We start from the raw sequence: 18,178 nt of genomic DNA on the forward strand, positions 1-18,178 counted from the left end.
ATGACTGTGTGAACGATGTCCCGACTCACCGGTGAAGTGTCAACTGTGAACGATGTCCCGACTCACGTGTGAACTATGTCGTGAAACTAGACACCTCATCTGCCACCCAACGAAAAGCCTCCGGAACCACCAGGTTCCGGAGGCTTTTTTGTGCTCGAAATCGGATAGAAACCGTCGTCGACAGCAGCGTTAACCCCGGCGTAGGCTGGCACCATCGGCGCATATGTCCCCGATGCCTTGCGTCGATACATCACTCGATGAAGGAGAACCAATGAGCGTTGTACGTGAATTTATGACCACGGAAGCACAGTGTATTAAGGAGCATCAGTCCCTCGCTGATGCGGCTCGGATGATGCTGGATCTGGATTGTGGATCGCTGCCGATCTGCGGCGATGACGGCAAGTTGAAGGGCATGATCACCGACCGCGACATTGTGCTGAAGTGCGTTGCTGCCGGCCGTGATCCCCGCGAGATGCTGGCCAGCGAGCTGGCCACCGGCAAGCCCTACTGGGTTGACGCCGATGCCAGTGTTGACGCCGCCATCGAAATCATGGAGCGCCACCAAGTCCGGCGGCTCCCGGTCATTGTCGATCACAAACTGGTGGGCATCATCAGCCAGGGCGATATTGCGCGCAACTACACCGAGGAGCGCGTGGGCGAACTGGTGGAGCACATTTCCGAACGCCACCCGATGTCCGCATAGTCGGACTAATTCCCGCATGGCCTTGTTCGCGGCTCCTTGCCCTAAGGGTTCGGAACCGCGAACAAGCTTCTGAAATGCTGGACCGCGAACTCGACGGGGCCGGACCTGCCTATCAGTTGAGCGCGATCAGCAGCATTTGGTTGGTCCCGGGGATGCAGGTCTGCAGGATGGCCCGGGGGAACCCGCCGAAAACAGCTATGACGTCGTTGGTGGTTCCCGGGTTGGGAACCTGGCCCCTGGCTGTCGCGGTGTACGTCCCGTAGCCCGGGATGCTGATGGTCTCGCCCACGCCGATGCCGGAGAAGCGCGCCCACCCGCCGCAGAAGTCGTGCTCCGTGATGAAGAGCGAGTAGCCGTCGTTGGGCGTGAAGTGGATTGGCCCGATGCACGCGTCCACCATGGACTGTCCGCCAGCGCCCGCGACATAGATGGTGCGGACAGCGGGTGCGGCCTGGACCGGCGCCGGGGCAGGGACGTAGGCCGGTGGAGCTGCAACGGGTGAAGCCGCGGCCGGCGCCGGGGCTGGAGCGGAAACTTCGACGGCGGGTCCCGTCAGCTTCAGCGATTGGCCCGGGACGATGACGCTGTAGAGGCCCAGCCCGTTGGCGGCCAGCATCGCGTTTGTGTCAACGCCGTACCGGGCCGCAATCCCACCCACTGTGTCGCCGGGAGCCACTGTGTAGAGGTTGGGGTCGCCCGCGGGGGCAGGAGCAGGTTCGGGGGCTGGTGGTGGGGGAGCCGGAGCCGGAGCCGGGGCCGGGGCCGCGGGCGCCGCGGCTGCGACTTCCGGCTGCGCGGTGCCGGCTGCGGCACCGTCAAATTCAACGGCCCCAACATAGGGCGCATCCAGGGGCACTGCGGCCAAAGGCCGGGCAACGCGCACAACTGGAGAGGCCGCCGTCGTAATGGCCCCTGGTGGCACCGACAGCTCTGCCGTGGGGACGGGGCCGGCCAACGCGCCGACGCCGAAGGCGGAAATCACGGCGGCTGTGGCCATGCCCGCCCACAGCTTGTTGCTGATCGGGAGCCGGCCCGGTACGAGTTCGGCCCGAGGGACGTCGGTTTCGAAACGTCGGCGGGGTGGTTCGGGAATTTTTGGACTCAACTGGTACATGGGTAGCCCATCGCAGGTCGGCCCGGCAGAGGCGAGGCGGCAAGGCCGCCGCGAACTGCAGATGCGGGACGGATCGAGGTGTGATGCGCTACGCGGTCCCGGTCTCTGAACCGAACCGCGCACGGAAGCGCATGATGGGAGCGCCCGCATACCCAGAAGATACGGATGTTCCACTATGAAGCGGCATCATCCACCCCAGCTCGGAGGATGCGCCGGCAACTTTATTTGGCCCTACGAATTTCGAGTCTAGGAAGCTGCGGCAGGGGCTGCACCAGTAGGCATTACCTGATTTTTGCCGCCGAATACTTGGCCCCGGGAAAGCATCTACTCGCTGTTCTGGAGGGGCTACTCGGTGTCGAGCCGCCCGGCCCGCCGGGCATTTCTACAAGGTGGGTCGGTCCTTGAGTTCGGCCACTTCGCGCCGCAGCGCAGCGATCTCCCTGACCAGTCCGGCCAGTTCTGCCCGCAAGGGTTCCTCGATGGACTCCGCGGCAGCTTCCGTGGACTCCTCAACGCGCTGGACCAGCCAGGAAGCGATGGATGCCGTGACCACACCCAGCACAGCGATGCCGCTCATCATGAGGGCCGCGGCAACCATCCTGCCGATCGGCGTCACAGGGTACATATCGCCGTACCCAACGGTGGTGATGGTGGCGATGGCCCACCACAGGGCGTCGCCGAACGTCAGGATCTTGGCGTCCGGGGCCGACTGTTCAACGTCAAGCACCGCCAGCGAGCCAACGAGTACCAGGAGCGCCGCCGACCCGGCCACGTAGGTTACCACCCGGCCCCTGAGCGTTTCGCCGATGGTCCGGTGCAGGACCGAAAGCAGCGTGACGAGCCGGAGCAGGCGCAGCGGCCGGAAGAACGGAAGAGCCACGATCAGGAGTTCATGCAGGTTCCAGAGGAACCAGCGGCGGCGCTCCCTGGCCAGCCACAGGTTCGCGGCGTAATCCAGGGCGAAGATACCCCATGTCAGCCACATCAGCGTCTCAAGCCATTCCGCGCCGCTGCCCTCGACCCGGCCAATCACCTGCCACGCATAGGCCGCCAGGAAAACCAGTGCCGTCCCCATCAGCGGCCACTCGGCCAGGTCCCGGTAGCGTTGTTGCGTCATGCGCCACATCCTACGTGGCTGCCCTGTTACTGCGGACTTGCCAGCAAGTTACTGATGGGTAACATTGGAGCATGCACCTGCTTCTGCGAACCCTCCTGATGCTGTTCACGTCCGCCCGCCGCTCCGCACTGACCATTTGGGACCCGTCGTCCCTGCCGCTGCGTGTCCTGCCCACCGACATCGATATCGCCATGCACGTCAACAACGGCATGTACTTTTCCCTCATGGACCTGGGCCGCTTCGACCTGATGGTCCGCAGCGGCGTGTGGAAGACGATGCGCCGGCGCGGCTGGACCCCGGTGGCGGCGGGGGAGACCATCGCCTTCCGGAAGTCGCTGCAGCTGTGGCAGCAGTACACCATCGAAACAAAGATCATAGGCCTGGATGCTAAGGCCATCTACTTTGAGCAGCGCATGGTGTCCGACGGCGAGATTAGCGCGCGTGCCTACATCGCCACCCGCCTGGTCAGCAAGGGCAAGCCAGTGAGCCAAGAGGAGATCCTGCGCGAGTTCGGGCAGCCACCGGAAGATCTGGTGCTGCCCGAATGGATCCACGAATGGCGCGAGACTAACGCCCTGCCCGGCAGCCGGACGCCGGCTCCGCACCTTTGGGACAGCCTCACCCGGGATAAACGCGCCTGACTGGGGATCACGGCCGCGCCTGACCGCCGGCCACCCGCACAGCTACGTGCCGACGTCGCGCCTGTTCACGGCCACCGCGGCCAAGGCCACGAGAGCTGCCGAAATTCCCCAGAGCCACCCGGCCGCCGCCCAGTCCGCACCGTTGGCCACCGGGGAATTCCCGTAGGCCCAGTGGTAGGGGCTCAGGTCCAGCAGCCACTCCACGTCCGCACTCTGCCGGCCCACGGCGTTGAAGACGTAACCGAGAACGCCGACGGCGGCTCCCGCGGCCAGTCCGTATGTCCGCCTGCCGGACATGGCCCCGGCGCATAGCGCGGCCGTTCCGCTCAACAGTGCCAGCCCGGCAAACAGCACTGCTGCGCCGAAGAGGTTCTCGGGCCGGATGGCCAGCTGGGCCGAATCATTGAGCAGCCGGACCAGCACAAAGACCAGGGCCGCGAGCAGCACCACGCGCAGTAACAGCGAGAGTGCGCGTTCCAGCACCACCTGGACCCGGGTCACCCCGTGGGCGAGAGTCAGCTCAAGTTGGCCGGATTCCTCGTCGCCGCCCACAGCGGCCGCACCCCAGCCGACAGAAGCGATGGTCATCAGCAGGAAACCGATGAGCCCGAACAGTGTGGCCTGCGTATACCCGGGACCGGTGGCAATCTGGTCGTAGTTCAGGGCCTTGGTCATCTCGGCCGGGAGGGCATCGATCATGTCCTGCATCTGCGCGCTCCCGCCGATGGACGGGTACAGCGGCAGGTAGAGGAACGTGGCGCCGGCCAGTCCGGCGGCCCACGCCACCGTGGAGCGCCAGGAGTCAAAGAAGGCCCGGCGGAACAGCGGCAGGGTGGTGGTGCTCATCGCGCGGCCTTTGCCGGCCCGGATACTGCGGGGTTCGCTTCTGCGGGACTTGAATACATCTTGAGGACCGACTCTTCAAGATCCGGTTCCTCCAGCACCAGATCCGTCAGTTCCAGCGTTCCGAGGGCCCTGACCAGCGGCTGGATGGCCCCCTCCACGGTGGCTGAAAGGGTGATGCTGCCGCCGGACTCCAGCACCTCAACATGCCCGACGCCGGGCACCCCACCCAGCAGCGCGCCGGCGTCGTGCGCTGTTATTCCGTTCGCGGTGAACCGGACCCTGCGCACCGCGCCTTCCCGGAGCCCCGTCACGGACTCGACGGCGATGATCCGGCCATCCCGGAGGATCGCCACCGTGTCAGCCGTCTGCTGGACCTCGCTGAGGACGTGGGAGCTGAGGAAGATGGTCTGGCCCTTGTGCTGCGCCTCGCGGACCATCGCATGGAATTCCTGCTGGACCAGCGGATCCAGGCCGCTGGTGGGCTCATCGAGCACCAGGAGCTCCGGATCGTGCATAAACGCCTGGACCAGGCCCAGCTTCTGTTTGTTGCCCTTGGACAGCTTGCGCGTGTGGCGGTCCAGGTCCAGTCCAAGCCGTTCGGCCAGGCCATCGATCCTGCCCGGGGCCACCGGGCCGCTGATGGCCTGGTAGTGCGCCAGGAGCGTCCGGCCCGTGACGCGGCCCTCGAGGAACAGCTCGCCCGGGAGGTAACCGATCCGCCGGCGGAGCTCCGGGCCGCCCGCCCGGGGGTCCTCGCCGAGGACGCGGACCTCGCCGGAGTCGGGGCGGATGATGTCCAGCAGGCAGCGCATGGTGGTTGTCTTGCCCGCGCCGTTGGGGCCGATTACGCCGAACACGGAGCCTGCCTCGACGGCAAAATCCACCCCGTGGAGCACCTCGCGCCGGCCGAATTTCTTGGTCAGGGACTGGGTGGAGATTGCCTGGGTCATGAAACCTCCTGTTTTGCGGCAGCCAGCGGCTGATCACCCCAAGGGTAGGCCCCGCGATGCCCGGTGTACACGGTCCCGCGGCCCTGTTCCCGATGACGCGGGGAGCGAACAGCGCGCACCTGGCCGGGACATCGGGCGGCGCCTCGCGTACCGTTGAAGGCATGGCTACCGTTGATATCACAGGTGAACAGTTCGCATCGACCATCGAAGGCAACGACATTGTCCTGGTGGACTTCTGGGCTGAATGGTGCGGTCCCTGCAAGCAGTTCGGGCCCACGTACAAGGCCGTGTCCGAGAAGCATTCCGACGTCCTGTTCACGAAGGTGGACACCGAAGCGCAGCAGCAGCTCGCCGCCGAGGCCGGCATTACGTCCATCCCCACGCTGATGGCGTTCCGCGAAAAGGTCCTGGTCTTCTCCCAGCCGGGTGCCCTGAACGCCCAGCAGCTGGAGCAGGTTGTTGACGCGGTGAAGGCCCTGGACATGGACGAAGTCCACGCCCACGTGGCGCGCTCGCAGGCAGAAGCCGCAGCGGCTGCGGAAACTAACCCGGCCACCGCCGGAAAGACGTCGGGCCCCCAGGACGGCACGCAGATCCCGGACGCGTGATACTTACTTAAGAGCAACGTGGGCCCACGCCCGCAGGGTCCCCTGGCCGAGCCTGCGAGGCTAGGGAGCGGGTGGGGAGGGTCACTTCCCGCCCAAGAACTTCGATTCGTTGGGCAGGAAGTGACCCCGCGTTTTTTGTGAGAAGGGTTACAGGCGAACCAGCTGCGCAGGCTCGGCCAGCAGCGCGCTCAGGGATTCGTTCAGGTCCTGGACGGCGGTGCCCTTGGAGTGCTTCGCAAGCAGTTCCTCGGATTCCCACTGTTCGGTGAGGACCAGCTTTTCCTCGGTTGCCTCGGTCAGCTCGTAGCGGATGCAGCCGGCTTCGTTGACCACCTCGTCGATGGCGATTTCCAGGGCGAGCTTCACACGGAAGAACTCGCCGTCGTTGGGGATGAACGTTGCCTGCAGGTCGATGGGTGCACTCATGGATTTCACAATACCGGGACCGGCATGCAGGCCCGCCCTGTTTACGCGCGGACACCCTCCTGTTGCGCTTCTCTTGCCAGGCTCCTGTTGGTAGCGTGCCAGCGTGCGCGCTTACACAGCCGGGGACACTGACGTCCCGCTCCTCGAGGAAACCATCGGCCGGAACTTCGAGCGGGTGGTGGCCCGGTTCCCCTTCCACGACGCGCTGATCGAGGCCGCGCCGGTTCCGGGCGCTGACGCCCGCCGCTGGAGCTACACAAAAATGAACGACGACGTCGATCGCCTCGCGCGTGCCCTCCTCGCCTCGGGCGTGGCCCAGGGGGACCGGGTGGGCATCTGGAGCCCGAACTGCGCCGAGTGGACGCTGCTGCAGTACGCCACCGCCAAAGCCGGCGCCATCCTGGTCAACGTGAACCCGGCCTACCGGAGCCACGAGCTGGAGTTTGTGGTGAAGCAGAACGGCATGCGGATGCTGGTCACGGCACCGTCGGACCGGAACAGCGACTATGTGGGGATGGCACGCCGGGCGCTCGCAGGCTGCCCGGACCTGCGGGAACTGGTGTTCCTGCCGGATTACGGCATGGACGGGCTCGACGCCGGTGACCCCCAACGTGACGGGGAACTGACGTACGCCGAGCTGCTCAAGCGGGCTGACGCCGTCGGGCATTCCGGCCTGAAGGCGCGGATGGCGGAGCTGGACCCGCACGATCCCATCAACCTGCAGTACACGTCCGGGACCACGGGCTTCCCCAAGGGTGCAACGCTGACGCACCACAACATCCTGAACAACGGCTACTCCATCGGTGAACTGCTGGGCTACACCGAGCACGACCGGGTGGTGATTCCGGTGCCGTTCTATCACTGCTTCGGGATGGTGATCGGCAACCTGGCCGCCCTCAGCCACGGTGCGGCCACCATCATCCCCGGCCGCGGCTTCACACCGGCGGCCGCGCTGGAGGCGGTCCAAGACTTCGGCGGGACGTCGCTGTACGGCGTGCCCACCATGTTCATCGCCGAGCTGGCGCTGCCGGACTTTGCCTCCTACGACCTGGCCACGCTCCGGACCGGTGTCATGGCGGGATCGGTGTGCCCCATCGACGTGATGAAGCGGGTGATCTCGGAGATGCACATGGTGGATGTGGCCATTTGCTACGGCATGACGGAGACCTCCCCGGTGTCCACCATGACCCGGAACGGCGACACTCTGCAGCAGCGTACCGAGACCGTGGGCCGCAGCATGCCAAGCCTGGAGAGCCAGATCGTGAACCCTGGCACCGGCGAGGTGCTGGAGCGCGGCGAGATCGGCGAGCTGTGCACGCGGGGTTACGCCGTGATGGCCGGGTACTGGGCCCAGCCGGACAAGACCGCGGAAGCCATCGACGCCCACCGCTGGATGCACACCGGCGACCTCGCCCGGATGGACGACGAGGGCTACGTGGTGATCGAAGGCCGGATCAAGGACCTGGTGATCCGCGGCGGCGAAAACATCTACCCGCGCGAGATCGAGGAGTTCCTGTACAGCCACCCGTCCATCCAGGACGTGCAGGTGATCGGGGTGCCCGATGCCAGGTGCGGCGAGGAGTTGATGGCCTGCATCATCCTCAAACCGGGCGCCGAACCGCTGGACGCGGCTTCAATTGCGGATTTCTGCCGGGGGAAGCTGGCCCACTACAAGATCCCGCGTTACGTGGACGTCCGGGAGAGCTTTCCCATGACCGTTTCCGGGAAGATCCGCAAAGTGGAGATGCGCGAGGAAGCCGTGGCCCGGCTGGGGCTCTGACTCCGGACACCAAGTCCGGCTGGGCTCCTAGCCCGGCTGAGACACGACGTCGAAGAGTGCCTCCTTATCGCAGATCGACGTGATGGTGATCGTGTAACCGTCGAACGTCACTTCCTGGCCGACGGTTAGGCCACGGAATTCCTTGGATGCAGGCTCTCCAGTGGCGAAGATGGCCACCGACACATCCACGGTGGCTGGGTCATCGTTCACGTGCGTACTGGACAGCCGTACCAGCGGTGTGGAGTCGGCGCCCAAGGGTGATGCCGGGAGCAGCGGAAAGGAGCCGTTGGCAGAGGGGACTATCCGGTACGCTCCGGCGTTTGTGCAGCTGGCGTTTAATGACATGGCAGGTTCCTTAGTGGCTTCTTGACGTTCCGATTCTGGCAGGGAAGAGGCGCAGGCGCTGACGGCAAGGACAAGGGGAACGAAAGCTACTGCAGCGATCCGGCGCCAGGGCTGCGGCATCAACGGCTCACCGTCGCGTCGTTGAAGAGCCTGTCGAACTGGTCCTTTGAGATGGACATGAGGGGTTCCTGGGGGCCCCAAGGATTCTGCAGAATAATGTTTCCTCGCTCGTCTGTTCCGGTGACAAAGTAGGCATGGCCGGCGTGGTATCCCTCTGGTGCGCCTTCCGGGGTTTCGCCAAGCGTCGTCACCAACGATGGCCTGCCTTCGCTGGCGGCGCTCCAGAGGACGCCGGCGTCGGTGGTCTGTTCGACGTTAGGGCCCGCCACGTACTTGAATGCGTCGGGTCCCCAGTTTCCTTCGATCGCCCGATAGTTGCCGGGTCCATGGGCAATATCGGGAGGAGCGCCTTCTTTTGTGCCATCCCGGGCGTCATCCTCGGTGTACACCTGCGCGAGGGCCTTTTCAATGTAGGCAGGCCAGTTACCGTCCTGCCCGGGCTTGGCGCCCAGCTGACCGCCGTTTGTATTTTCAGGCAGGTCAGCAGTGACAGTAACCCATTGTTCCTGCCCGTTCTTGTCGTACAAGAGGACGGAAACGCTTCCGTTGCCGTTGTCCGTGACGTGGTCCGTGGCCCAGGTTGGATCTGCATTGATCATGGCGCCGGCGGCTGCCAGAACCACGCAGTCTCCGTACTGGCCCTGACGGACGTCGTCCTTGCTGGGCTGCTGGCCGATGACGGGGGCGCTGGGGTCCATCCACTGATTCGTGGTGCTGGGGTCCGTACCTCCCGGCCTGGCCGCATCACCCATTGCTTCGCCGTCTGGCTGCGCCCAGGGGATCAGGCTCTTGAGGCGGTCCACCTGTTCCGGGGACGCCTTGGACAGCATCTGGTCGAGGAGCCGGTGTTTCTCGAACGGGGTTGTTCCCTCCCAGTTGAAAAGTCCTTTGCCGTCAGAGGCGGACCCTTCGGCCAACTGCTTGAGCTCGTTGTCCGACAAGGTTTTCAGGAATTGGTCCAGCTGCGCAGGCTTCAGCGCGGCAAGAGCATCGCGGAGCTCGTTGACGTCCTGGTCGTTGCCCTCAAAGAAGTCGTTGTTTTCACTGGCGTCCCTGACGAGTCTTTTGAGCTTGTCCAGCTCCTCGGTGCTGAGGTTCGCCTGCCCCTGGTCCGGATGCCGCGGAACGGAATGATCTACGCGGTCGGGCAGCCTGTCGAAGGCCCCCGCGCCTCTGACTGTGCCGAGCCCAACGCCGTTCTCGCCGCCGGCACCACTGGCTTTTTCCTGCTCCTCCGCGTGAACGGCCACAGCCTTGGCGGCTGCTGCCAGTGCCTCTATGACTTTCGCCAACAGGGCGCTGTGTGTCCTTTCCCAGTCGCTGCGGAAGCCGTCCGCGTCGGCACCCTTCCAGGTTGCGGAACTGCGCACGTCCCGGGACAGTGAATTCTTAGTACCCAAGAGTCGGGCCGATGAGACACCCAAGTGCTTGCTGAGCGCCCGCAGCTGGACCACGTCCGCCCCATAAATGCCTGCCATCGTTCCCCCAATATGCCGTTGCGGCTTCTCAAGAAGCCTATGTCACGGCACCGACGCAACGGATGGGGAGAACTGCCCGCCGCTCAGCGGAGGTTGCGGTTGATGGCCCGCACGCCCACAACGAGCCCGACGGCGGCCGTCACCGATGCGGCGAGGAGGCCCAGGAGCGTGTCGTTCCCGACGCCGCCGGCGAACAGTTCCCGCTCGGCGTTGACCAGGTAGGTCAGGGGGTTGAACAGGCTGGCGGTCTTCATCCAGTCCGGCCCGGCCTCGATGGGCAGCATGATGCCGGACAGGATCATCAGCGGGAAGAGCAGCGTCTGCTGCACACCCCAGAAGATCCACTCCTTGTTCTGCGATACCAGGGCCAGCGCGTAGGAGAGGGCTCCCAGCCCGATGCCGAAAATGCCCAGGATGACCAGGCCGAACAGCACGTGCAGCGGGTAGAAGACAAAGCCGAACGGGATGCAGACCAGGGCGATCAACAGCCCCTGCACCACCAGCGGCGCCCACTCCTTCAGCGCCCGCCCGATCATCAGGGAAGAGCGGGACAGAGGCGTGGCCAGGATCCTTTCGTACGAACCGGTCATCAGTTCGTACTGGAGGTTGGAGCCGGTCATGGACGTGCCGAACAGGGCAATCATGACCACGACGCCGGGCAGGAACCACTGGAGGGTGGATTGGCCGCCAAATGCCGGCGCCCCCACCGCCGCGCCGAGCAAGGGGCCGAAGAGCCCCAGGAACACGAGCGGCTGGATCAGCGAGAAAACCAGCGAGAACGGGTCCCGCAACGGCAGCAGCATCTCACGCCAGAACACGTACTTCGTGTCGCGAAGGACCTGGCCGAGGCTGGGTTTCCTCAGGACGCCCGGAGGGCTTTGCACAGCCATCAGCGGTCTGCTCCTTCACGCAGGTTGCGGCCGGTCAGTTCCAGAAACACGTCGTCCAGGGTGGGCGGTTTCAGCTCCAGGGACTGGGCGGGAGCGCCAGCGTCGTGCATCTCCTTCAGAAGCGCCGGCGCCAGCCGGGCACCTTCGGTGAGCCGGAGACGGAAGCGGACCACGCCGTCGGACGCGTTTTCAGTGATCTCACCGCCCGCGGCGGCCCGCCCCAGCAGCCCGCGCACGCCGGGGGCCGAATCCGCCGCCACTTCGACAGCGAGAAGGTCGCCGGCCAGGTTGGCCTTCAGCCTGGCGGCAGTGTCATCGGCGATGATCTGGCCGTGGTCAATCACGATCACGCGCTCGGACATCAAATCCGCCTCGTCCATGTAGTGCGTGGTCAGGACGATGGTGGTGCCGTGCTCGGCCCGCATCCGCATGACGTGCTCCCACAGGTTGGCCCGGTTCTGCGGGTCCATGCCGGTGGACGGTTCATCGAGGAACAGCAGCCGTGGCGAGTGCATCAGGCCCAGGGCCACGTCCATCCGCCGCCGCTGCCCGCCGGACAGCTTGACGACGGTGCGTTTGGCGAGGTCGGCCAGGTCCAGGGATTTCAGCAGTTCCTGCGCCCGGGCGGCGGCATCCATGGAGTTCATGCCGTAGAAGCGGCCCTGCATGATCAGTTCGTCGATGACCCGGAAGCTGTGGCCGCCGCCGTTGCCCTGGCCGATGTAGCCGATCCGGGCTCGCACGCCGGCCGGGTCCGCGGAGACGTCCACCCCTGCCACTGTCGCCGTGCCCGAGGTTGGCCGCAGCAGCGTGGTCAGCATGCGGAGGGTGGTGGATTTGCCCGCGCCGTTCGGGCCAAGGAACGCTACAAGCTCGCCCGGGGCAACATCGATGTCGACTCCCTTGACGGCTTCTACCGTTTCCTTCTTGACGACGAAAGTTTTGGTCAGCTTGTCTGTGTGGATCATGGGTGACTCCAGAGAACTCGCCAATTCCGGGGTTCTGGTGCGGGCTCCATGGCGCCACGCTATACCCGATCCGTGGCCCGAGTCCACGGAAATGCGTCAGTGCCGGCGGTGGTCCTGGATGGTCATCCGCGGCCCGAACGTCGGTTTACGGAAGCCGCTCAGCCCGATCATCCGGACCACCCGCTGCCGGTGCCCGGTCCACGGTTCAAGCAGGGCCAGCATGCCGGCGTCGTCCGTCCGGCGGCCCGTGAGGGCGGCGCCCACATAGGCGGCGAGGTGGTAGTCGCCCACCGCGATGGAGTCCGGGCAGCCGTGGGTCCGCTGCACCACTTCGGCCGCGGTCCATACGCCGATACCGGGAATCACCTGCAGCTTTGCTGCCGCCTCCGCGGCCGGCGATGCCGCCAGCCGTTCAAGCGCGACGGCGGATCGCAGGGCCCGCATGACGGTCGCCGAACGCTGGGGTCCTACTCCGGCCTGGTGCCATTCCCAGGAGGGGATGCGCAGCCACTGCTCGGGAGTGGGCTGGAGGCGGAGCCCTTCCGGCGCGGAGGTTCCGGCTGCTGGAGCGGGTGAGCCGAACCGGTACATCAGGTAGCGGTAGCCGCGGCGGGCCTCAATGACTGTGACCTTCTGCTCGAGGATGGTGGGCACGAGGCAATCAACCACCCGTCCGGTGGAGGGCAGCCGGACAGCCAGGTTCCGGCGTCGGGCGTCACGGACCAGCCGGGGGAGCGTTGCCTGGAACGCGGGCTCGTCAAACGCCGACCAGTCGTCCCCGGCGCCCAGGAGCCTGGGCACCCCGGCGAGTCCGGCGGCGGAACCGGGACCCCAGGCCTGGGCATCAACAGCCCCGTCCGCCGCGGTGGTGAGGCGCAGCGTCACCGGGCCGTCCGGCGTCGTAAATGCCGTCCAGAACCAGCCCGGCCCGGACGAAAACGACGGGTCTCCGGTGCCGCGCAGGAGCGTGCCCAGCGTCTGGTGCAGGCTGTACGGGCCGTTCGGATGCCACCGCAGGGACGCATCCGCGGCGGCGGCAAGCCGGGCCGGAGCGTCAAGAATGGTCATGTATTCATGGTCCCACGGTGGGCTGACAACGCAGCTTCCGGAGCCCCTTTCAGACCGAAGGTGCCAGGACTAGACTCCATCGTGTGGCGCGGGGCGTCCGCGCCTTCCCGTCGCATTCAAAGGAGCATGCAGTGGCTGGAGTTGTGCATTTCGAGATCCCCACGGAAAACAAAGAACGCGCCAACACGTTCTACCAAACTGCGTTTAATTGGAACCTGATCCCCATGCAGGGGATGGACTACACCAGCGCCATCACCACGCCGTCGGACGATCAGACAGGCATGCCCAGCACGCCCGGAGCGATCAACGGTGCCCTCTTCCCGCGGACGGACAACCTCAAGACCCCCATCATCACCATCGACGTCGAGGACGTGGACGCCGCCCTCGTGCAGGTCGAATCAGCAGGCGGGTCGGTGGCCCAGGCCAAGGACGCCGTTCCCGGCATGGGCTACTACGCCTATTTCACGGACACCGAAGGCAACGTTCTGGGCCTGTGGCAGACAGATTCCTCGGCGGGCAGCTGAGCCCCGGGCAGGACCTGTGGCGGCAGGCGGTAACTTTGTATCTATGAAGTACGCGCAGTCCGTCCTGGACCTCATCGGAAACACGCCGCTCATCAAGCTCAACCACGTGACGGAAGGCCTCAAAGCCACTGTCCTGGTCAAGCTGGAATACATCAATCCCGGCGGCTCCATCAAGGACCGCATCGCGGTGAAAATGATCGAAGAGGCCGAACGGACCGGCAAGCTCCTGCCCGGCGGGACCATCATTGAGCCGACGTCCGGCAACACCGGGGTGGGGCTGGCGCTCGTGGCCCAGCAAAAGGGCTACAAATGCATCTTTGTGGTGCCGGACAAGGTGGGCGAGGACAAGCGCGCCGTGCTTCAGGCGTATGGCGCCGAAGTAGTGGTCACCCCCACGTCCGTGGCTCCGGACAGCCCGCAGAGCTACTACAGTGTCTCGGACCGCCTGGTCACGGAAATCCCGGGCGCCTACAAGCCTGACCAGTTCTCCAACCCGGCAGCCCCCGGCAGCCACTACGAGTCCACAGGACCGGAGATCTGGCAGGACACGGACGGCACCGTGACGCATTGCGTGATCGGCGCCGGCACCGGCGGCACCATCACCGGCACCGGCCGTTTCCTCAAGGAGATCTCGGCGGACCGTCCGGAGGCCGACGGCGGCCGGGTCAGGATCATCGGGGCGGACCCCGCAGGTTCGGTCTACTCCGGCGGCACCGGGCGCCCCTACTTCGTGGAGGGCGTCGGCGAGGACATGTGGCCGGCCAACTACGACAAATCCGTTCCGGACGCCGTCATCGCCGTCACCGATGCCGATTCTTTCGCCATGACCCGGCGCCTGGCCCGCGAGGAAGGGCTGCTGGTGGGCGGCTCGTCCGGCATGGCCGTGGTGGCTGCGCTGCAGACCGCCCGCGACCTCCCCGAAAGCGCCGTGGTGGTGGTCATCCTCCCGGACTCCGGCCGCGGCTACCTGGCCAAGATCTTCAACGACCAGTGGATGCGTTCCTACGGCTTCCTCTCCGGCGGCGAAGAAGCGTCAGTGGGCGAGGTCATCAAGTCCAAGACCGGCGAGTTGCCGGACCTGGTCCACATCCACCCCAACGAGACCGTCCGCGACGTCATCAACATCATGAACGAGTTCGGCGTCAGCCACATCCCGGTCCTCTCGCAGGAACCGCCCGTGGTGATGGGCGAGGTCCTGGGCGCCGTGGATGAGCGCAGCCTGACCTCCAAACTGTTCCGCGGCGAAGCCAAGCTGACAGACAAGATCTCCGAGCATATGGGCCCCCGCCTGCCGGTCATCGGCTCACTGGAAACCATCTCCGCAGCCCGCGAGCTGCTCTCCGACGTGGACACCGTGATGGTGACGTTCGTCGGCGCCCCGGTGGGAATCCTCACCCGCCACGACCTCCTCGCCTACCTCAGCAACTAGCTTCGAAGGAGCACCATGTCTGCAGAAAACCAGGGTTTCAACACGCGCGCCGTCCACGCCGGCCAGGCCTTCGAGCCCCGCACCGGCGCCGTGGTCCCGCCGGTGCACTTCAGCTCCACCTACGCCCAGGACGGCATCGGCGGGCTCCGTGACGGTTACGAATACGGCCGCGGCACCAACCCCACCCGTGACTCCCTGCAGGAGCAGCTCGCGGCCCTCGAAGGCGGCAGCCACGCCTACTCCTTCAGCTCCGGCCTCGCGGCGGAGGACTCCCTGATCCGGGCGCTGACCCGGCCCGGCGATCACATTGTGCTCGGCAACGACGCCTACGGCGGCACGTACCGGCTGATCAGCCGCGTGCTCGGCGACTGGGGGATCGGCAACACCCCCGTGGACATGGCGGACCTGGACGCCGTGCGCAAAGCCGTGGCCGCGAGCAAGACCCGCTTCGTCTGGGTGGAGACCCCCTCCAACCCGCTCATGAAGATCACCGATATTGAGGCGCTCGCCGCGATAGCTCACGACGCCGGGGCCCTCCTCGTGGTGGACAACACCTTCGCGTCGCCCTACCTGCAGAACCCGCTCGCCCTGGGTGCCGACGTCGTGGTCCACTCCACCACCAAGTACATCGGCGGACACTCCGATGTGGTGGGCGGCGCCATTGTGGTCAACGACGCGGAACTCGCGGAGAAGATCGGCTTTGTCCAGTTCGCCGTGGGTGCGGTGTCCGGCCCGATGGATGCGTTCCTGACCACCCGGGGCCTGAAGACGCTCGGCGTGCGGATGGACCGTCACAGCGACAACGGCCAGGCCGTGGCTGAATGGCTGCTCGAGCGCCCCGAGGTGGAGGCCGTCCTGTACCCGGGCCTGCCCTCCCACCCCGGCCACGAGCTGGCGAAGAAGCAGATGAAGAAGTTCGGCGGCATGGTGTCTGTCCAGTTCAAGGGCGGCGAGGCGGCGGCCCGCACGGTCGCGGAAAACACGTCAGTGTTCACGCTGGCGGAATCCCTGGGCGGCATCGAATCGCTGATGAACTATCCGTCGGAGATGACCCACGCATCGGTCAAGGGCACTGAACTGGCGGTTCCCGTCAACCTGATCCGGCTCTCCTGCGGCATCGAGGACGTGGAAGACCTCATCGCAGACCTGGAGCGGGCCTTCACGTTCCTCTAGTAGCACCGGGCTACCAGCACCGCGCTTTCCAACCACGGGCGCGAGCCAAAAGGCACCCTGGCTTTCTTCAAGGAAGTTAGCTAGGGTGCCTTTATGGTACTCCGCTCCGACTGGTCCCAGCGCAATTGCAGCATGGCACGCGGTCTCGACATTTTGGGTGACCCCTGGAGCATGCTGGTGCTCCGCGAGGTCTTTTTCGGCAACGGGCGTTTCGACGCCATGAAGTCCCGGCTGGCCGTGGCGGACTCGGTGCTCACCAGGCGCCTGGCGGGCCTCATGGAGTCGGGGCTGCTCGAGAAGCAGGCGTACGACGACGGCGGCCGCCCCCGCCAGGAGTACGTCCTGACCCCTATGGGTGCGGACGCCCTTCCCGTCCTGAACGCTGTGGTCATGTGGGCGGAAAAGCACCTCCCAGCGCCCTCGGACCAGGCCCACATGTATGTCATCCATTCCGGCTGCGGCCAGCGGACCAGCTCGGCGGACACGTGCACTGGCTGTGGGGAGCGGCTGACGGCCGCCAACACCAGCTGGCACAGCCTCACCCGGACGGACGCGCCTGTGCAACTGGCTACCGCCGCATGAGCGCTACCGAAACAACCCGCCGCCGGCGCCTGCATCCCGCCTGGATCGTTGCGGCCGTGGCCTTCCTGGCCCTCGTGGGAGCCGCCGGATTCCGTGCTGCCCCGGGCGTCCTGATGGTGCCGCTGCAGCAGGAGTTCGGCTGGTCCACCACCGTTCTGTCCGCAGCCGTCAGCATCAACCTGGTGCTGTTTGGCCTGACTGCCCCCTTCGCCGCGGCCCTGATGGAAAAGTTCGGGATCCGGGCCGTCACCGCCACCGCCCTGGTGCTGATCGGCGCGGGCAGCGCGCTTACGGTGCTGGTCAACGAGTCCTGGCAGATCCTCCTGACCTGGGGCCTGTTGATTGGGCTCGGCACAGGGTCCATGGCGCTTGTCTTCGCCGCCACCATCGCCAACACCTGGTTCTCCAAGAGCCGGGGCCTGGTGATCGGCATCCTCACCGCCGGCAGCGCCGCGGGCCAGCTGGTCTTCCTGCCCTTCATCGCCATGCTGGCCCAGGATCCTGGCTGGCGGCAGGCATCGCTGCTGATCGCCGCCGGCGCGCTGGCGGTAGTGCCGCTGGTGCTGAAGTTCCTCAAGAACTCACCGGCCGACGTCGGCGCCTTGCCTTACGGTGAAACGGCACCTGAGGAGGGAACGGCGGAGTCCGCTCCTGCGGCAGCGGACCCCACGGAAAGCGGGCGCAGCAGCAACGCCGCGGTGCGCGCCCTCCAGGTGCTCAAGCGGGCCAGCAAAGTGCGGACGTTCTGGGCGCTGGTGGCAGGCTTTGCGATCTGCGGCGCCACTACGAACGGCCTGATCGGCACCCACTTCATCCCTTCCGCCCACGACCACGGCATGCCCGAAACCACCGCGGCCGGGCTGCTCGCCGTCGTCGGGATCTTTGACATCGTGGGCACCATCGCCTCCGGCTGGCTGACCGACCGCTACAACCCCAAGATCCTGCTGGCCGTGTATTACCAGTTCCGGGGGATCGGCCTGCTGGTGCTGCCGCTGCTCCTGAGCGCCACTGTCCAGCCGAGCATGATTGTTTTTGTGGTGATCTATGGCCTGGACTGGGTGGCCACGGTGCCGCCCACCGCGGCAATCTGCCGGAAAACGTTCGGCGCGGACGGCAGCGTGGTGTTTGGCTGGGTGTTCGCGGCCCACCAGCTTGGCGCGGCTGCTGCTGCCCTCGGTGCCGGCGTCATCAGGGACGCCACCGGCCAGTACACCTACGCCTGGTTCGGGGCGGCGGCCATGTGCACCATCGCCGCCGTGATCAGCGCGACCATCCGCAAGGACAAGTCTGACAAGGACCCCGTTCCTGTCCCGGTGGCGGCAGCCTGACGCGCATCGCAGACCCAACTAGGTCGCAATAGATGTCGTTATGGAGGCTCAGAACGACATCTGCTGCGACCCAGTTGGGAATTTGTCC

The 18,178-nt window shown here is 65.9% G+C and carries 19 protein-coding genes; 9 read left to right on the plus strand and 10 right to left on the minus strand.

The window, feature by feature from the left end; all coding sequences use genetic code 11:
* Positions 1 to 271: 271 nt before the first annotated feature.
* Positions 272 to 703, plus strand: a complete 432-nt coding sequence (locus ACZY1F_RS10010; protein WP_463941576.1) for a CBS domain-containing protein — start codon at positions 272 to 274, stop codon at positions 701 to 703.
* A 112-nt stretch (positions 704 to 815) separates the two neighbouring features.
* Here the strand turns inward: ACZY1F_RS10010 and ACZY1F_RS10015 are convergent, their stop codons facing one another.
* Both ACZY1F_RS10015 and ACZY1F_RS10020 read right to left on the minus strand, forming a co-directional pair.
* On the minus strand, positions 816 to 1,817 hold the full coding sequence (locus ACZY1F_RS10015; RefSeq protein ID WP_463941577.1) for a LysM peptidoglycan-binding domain-containing protein: 1,002 nt from the start codon (positions 1,815 to 1,817) through the stop codon (positions 816 to 818).
* Between the two features lie 382 nt (positions 1,818 to 2,199).
* Entirely contained in the window at positions 2,200 to 2,934 is a 735-nt protein-coding gene (locus ACZY1F_RS10020) for a potassium channel family protein (RefSeq protein WP_463941578.1), read from the minus strand.
* Positions 2,935 to 3,005: 71 nt separating this feature from the next.
* Between ACZY1F_RS10020 and ACZY1F_RS10025 the strand changes: the two genes are divergently transcribed.
* A complete protein-coding gene (locus ACZY1F_RS10025) occupies positions 3,006 to 3,575 on the plus strand; it encodes an acyl-CoA thioesterase (RefSeq protein WP_463941579.1) in 570 nt (189 codons plus the stop codon).
* Between the two features lie 42 nt (positions 3,576 to 3,617).
* Here ACZY1F_RS10025 and ACZY1F_RS10030 read toward each other — a convergent pair whose 3' ends face one another.
* Together ACZY1F_RS10030 and ACZY1F_RS10035 are read right to left on the minus strand one after the other, a co-directional pair.
* Positions 3,618 to 4,421, minus strand: a complete 804-nt coding sequence (locus ACZY1F_RS10030; RefSeq protein WP_463941580.1) for an ABC transporter permease subunit — start codon at positions 4,419 to 4,421, stop codon at positions 3,618 to 3,620.
* Positions 4,418 to 5,371 carry an ABC transporter ATP-binding protein gene (locus ACZY1F_RS10035; RefSeq protein WP_463941581.1) on the minus strand — a complete coding sequence of 318 codons (954 nt, stop codon included), beginning with the start codon at positions 5,369 to 5,371 and terminating at the stop codon, positions 4,418 to 4,420. Before ACZY1F_RS10035 ends, ACZY1F_RS10030 begins: the two co-directional genes overlap by 4 nt.
* A gap of 161 nt (positions 5,372 to 5,532) precedes the next feature.
* Between ACZY1F_RS10035 and trxA the strand changes: the two genes are divergently transcribed.
* Complete coding sequence (gene trxA / locus ACZY1F_RS10040) at positions 5,533 to 5,979, plus strand: thioredoxin (protein ID WP_463941582.1); 447 nt, start codon at positions 5,533 to 5,535, stop codon at positions 5,977 to 5,979.
* 147 nt (positions 5,980 to 6,126) lie between these two features.
* Here trxA and ACZY1F_RS10045 read toward each other — a convergent pair whose 3' ends face one another.
* Positions 6,127 to 6,405 (minus strand): putative quinol monooxygenase, encoded by a 279-nt coding sequence (locus ACZY1F_RS10045; protein ID WP_463941583.1) that lies wholly within the window; start codon positions 6,403 to 6,405, stop codon positions 6,127 to 6,129.
* A 103-nt stretch (positions 6,406 to 6,508) separates the two neighbouring features.
* Between ACZY1F_RS10045 and ACZY1F_RS10050 the strand changes: the two genes are divergently transcribed.
* Positions 6,509 to 8,185 carry an AMP-binding protein gene (locus ACZY1F_RS10050; RefSeq protein WP_463941584.1) on the plus strand — a complete coding sequence of 559 codons (1,677 nt, stop codon included), beginning with the start codon at positions 6,509 to 6,511 and terminating at the stop codon, positions 8,183 to 8,185.
* A gap of 27 nt (positions 8,186 to 8,212) precedes the next feature.
* Here ACZY1F_RS10050 and ACZY1F_RS10055 read toward each other — a convergent pair whose 3' ends face one another.
* From ACZY1F_RS10055 to ACZY1F_RS10075, 5 genes are all read right to left on the minus strand, one after another.
* Positions 8,213 to 8,530, minus strand: coding sequence for a hypothetical protein (locus ACZY1F_RS10055; RefSeq protein WP_463941585.1), 318 nt, complete (start codon positions 8,528 to 8,530; stop codon positions 8,213 to 8,215).
* A 119-nt stretch (positions 8,531 to 8,649) separates the two neighbouring features.
* Complete coding sequence (locus ACZY1F_RS10060; protein WP_463941586.1) at positions 8,650 to 10,128, minus strand: C2 family cysteine protease; 1,479 nt, start codon at positions 10,126 to 10,128, stop codon at positions 8,650 to 8,652.
* Positions 10,129 to 10,211: 83 nt separating this feature from the next.
* Entirely contained in the window at positions 10,212 to 11,018 is an 807-nt protein-coding gene (locus ACZY1F_RS10065) for an ABC transporter permease (RefSeq protein ID WP_463941587.1), read from the minus strand.
* Positions 11,018 to 11,986, minus strand: a complete 969-nt coding sequence (locus tag ACZY1F_RS10070) for an ATP-binding cassette domain-containing protein (protein ID WP_463941588.1) — start codon at positions 11,984 to 11,986, stop codon at positions 11,018 to 11,020. The genes ACZY1F_RS10065 and ACZY1F_RS10070 overlap by 1 nt, the downstream gene beginning before the upstream one ends.
* A gap of 96 nt (positions 11,987 to 12,082) precedes the next feature.
* Positions 12,083 to 13,054 (minus strand): DNA-3-methyladenine glycosylase family protein, encoded by a 972-nt coding sequence (locus ACZY1F_RS10075; protein WP_463941589.1) that lies wholly within the window; start codon positions 13,052 to 13,054, stop codon positions 12,083 to 12,085.
* Positions 13,055 to 13,185: 131 nt separating this feature from the next.
* Here ACZY1F_RS10075 and ACZY1F_RS10080 point away from each other — a divergent pair, with 131 nt between their 5' ends.
* From ACZY1F_RS10080 to ACZY1F_RS10100, 5 genes are all read left to right on the plus strand, one after another.
* Positions 13,186 to 13,578 carry a VOC family protein gene (locus ACZY1F_RS10080; protein ID WP_463941590.1) on the plus strand — a complete coding sequence of 131 codons (393 nt, stop codon included), beginning with the start codon at positions 13,186 to 13,188 and terminating at the stop codon, positions 13,576 to 13,578.
* Between the two features lie 43 nt (positions 13,579 to 13,621).
* On the plus strand, positions 13,622 to 15,007 hold the full coding sequence (locus tag ACZY1F_RS10085) for a cystathionine beta-synthase (protein WP_463941591.1): 1,386 nt from the start codon (positions 13,622 to 13,624) through the stop codon (positions 15,005 to 15,007).
* Positions 15,008 to 15,022: 15 nt separating this feature from the next.
* Complete coding sequence (locus ACZY1F_RS10090; RefSeq protein ID WP_463941592.1) at positions 15,023 to 16,180, plus strand: cystathionine gamma-synthase; 1,158 nt, start codon at positions 15,023 to 15,025, stop codon at positions 16,178 to 16,180.
* A 93-nt stretch (positions 16,181 to 16,273) separates the two neighbouring features.
* Complete coding sequence (locus ACZY1F_RS10095) at positions 16,274 to 16,762, plus strand: winged helix-turn-helix transcriptional regulator (RefSeq protein ID WP_463941593.1); 489 nt, start codon at positions 16,274 to 16,276, stop codon at positions 16,760 to 16,762.
* Positions 16,759 to 18,090 (plus strand): MFS transporter, encoded by a 1,332-nt coding sequence (locus tag ACZY1F_RS10100; protein WP_463941595.1) that lies wholly within the window; start codon positions 16,759 to 16,761, stop codon positions 18,088 to 18,090. Before ACZY1F_RS10095 ends, ACZY1F_RS10100 begins: the two co-directional genes overlap by 4 nt.
* Positions 18,091 to 18,178 lie beyond the last annotated feature (88 nt).

This window comes from Pseudarthrobacter xylosi (genome assembly GCF_055412765.1).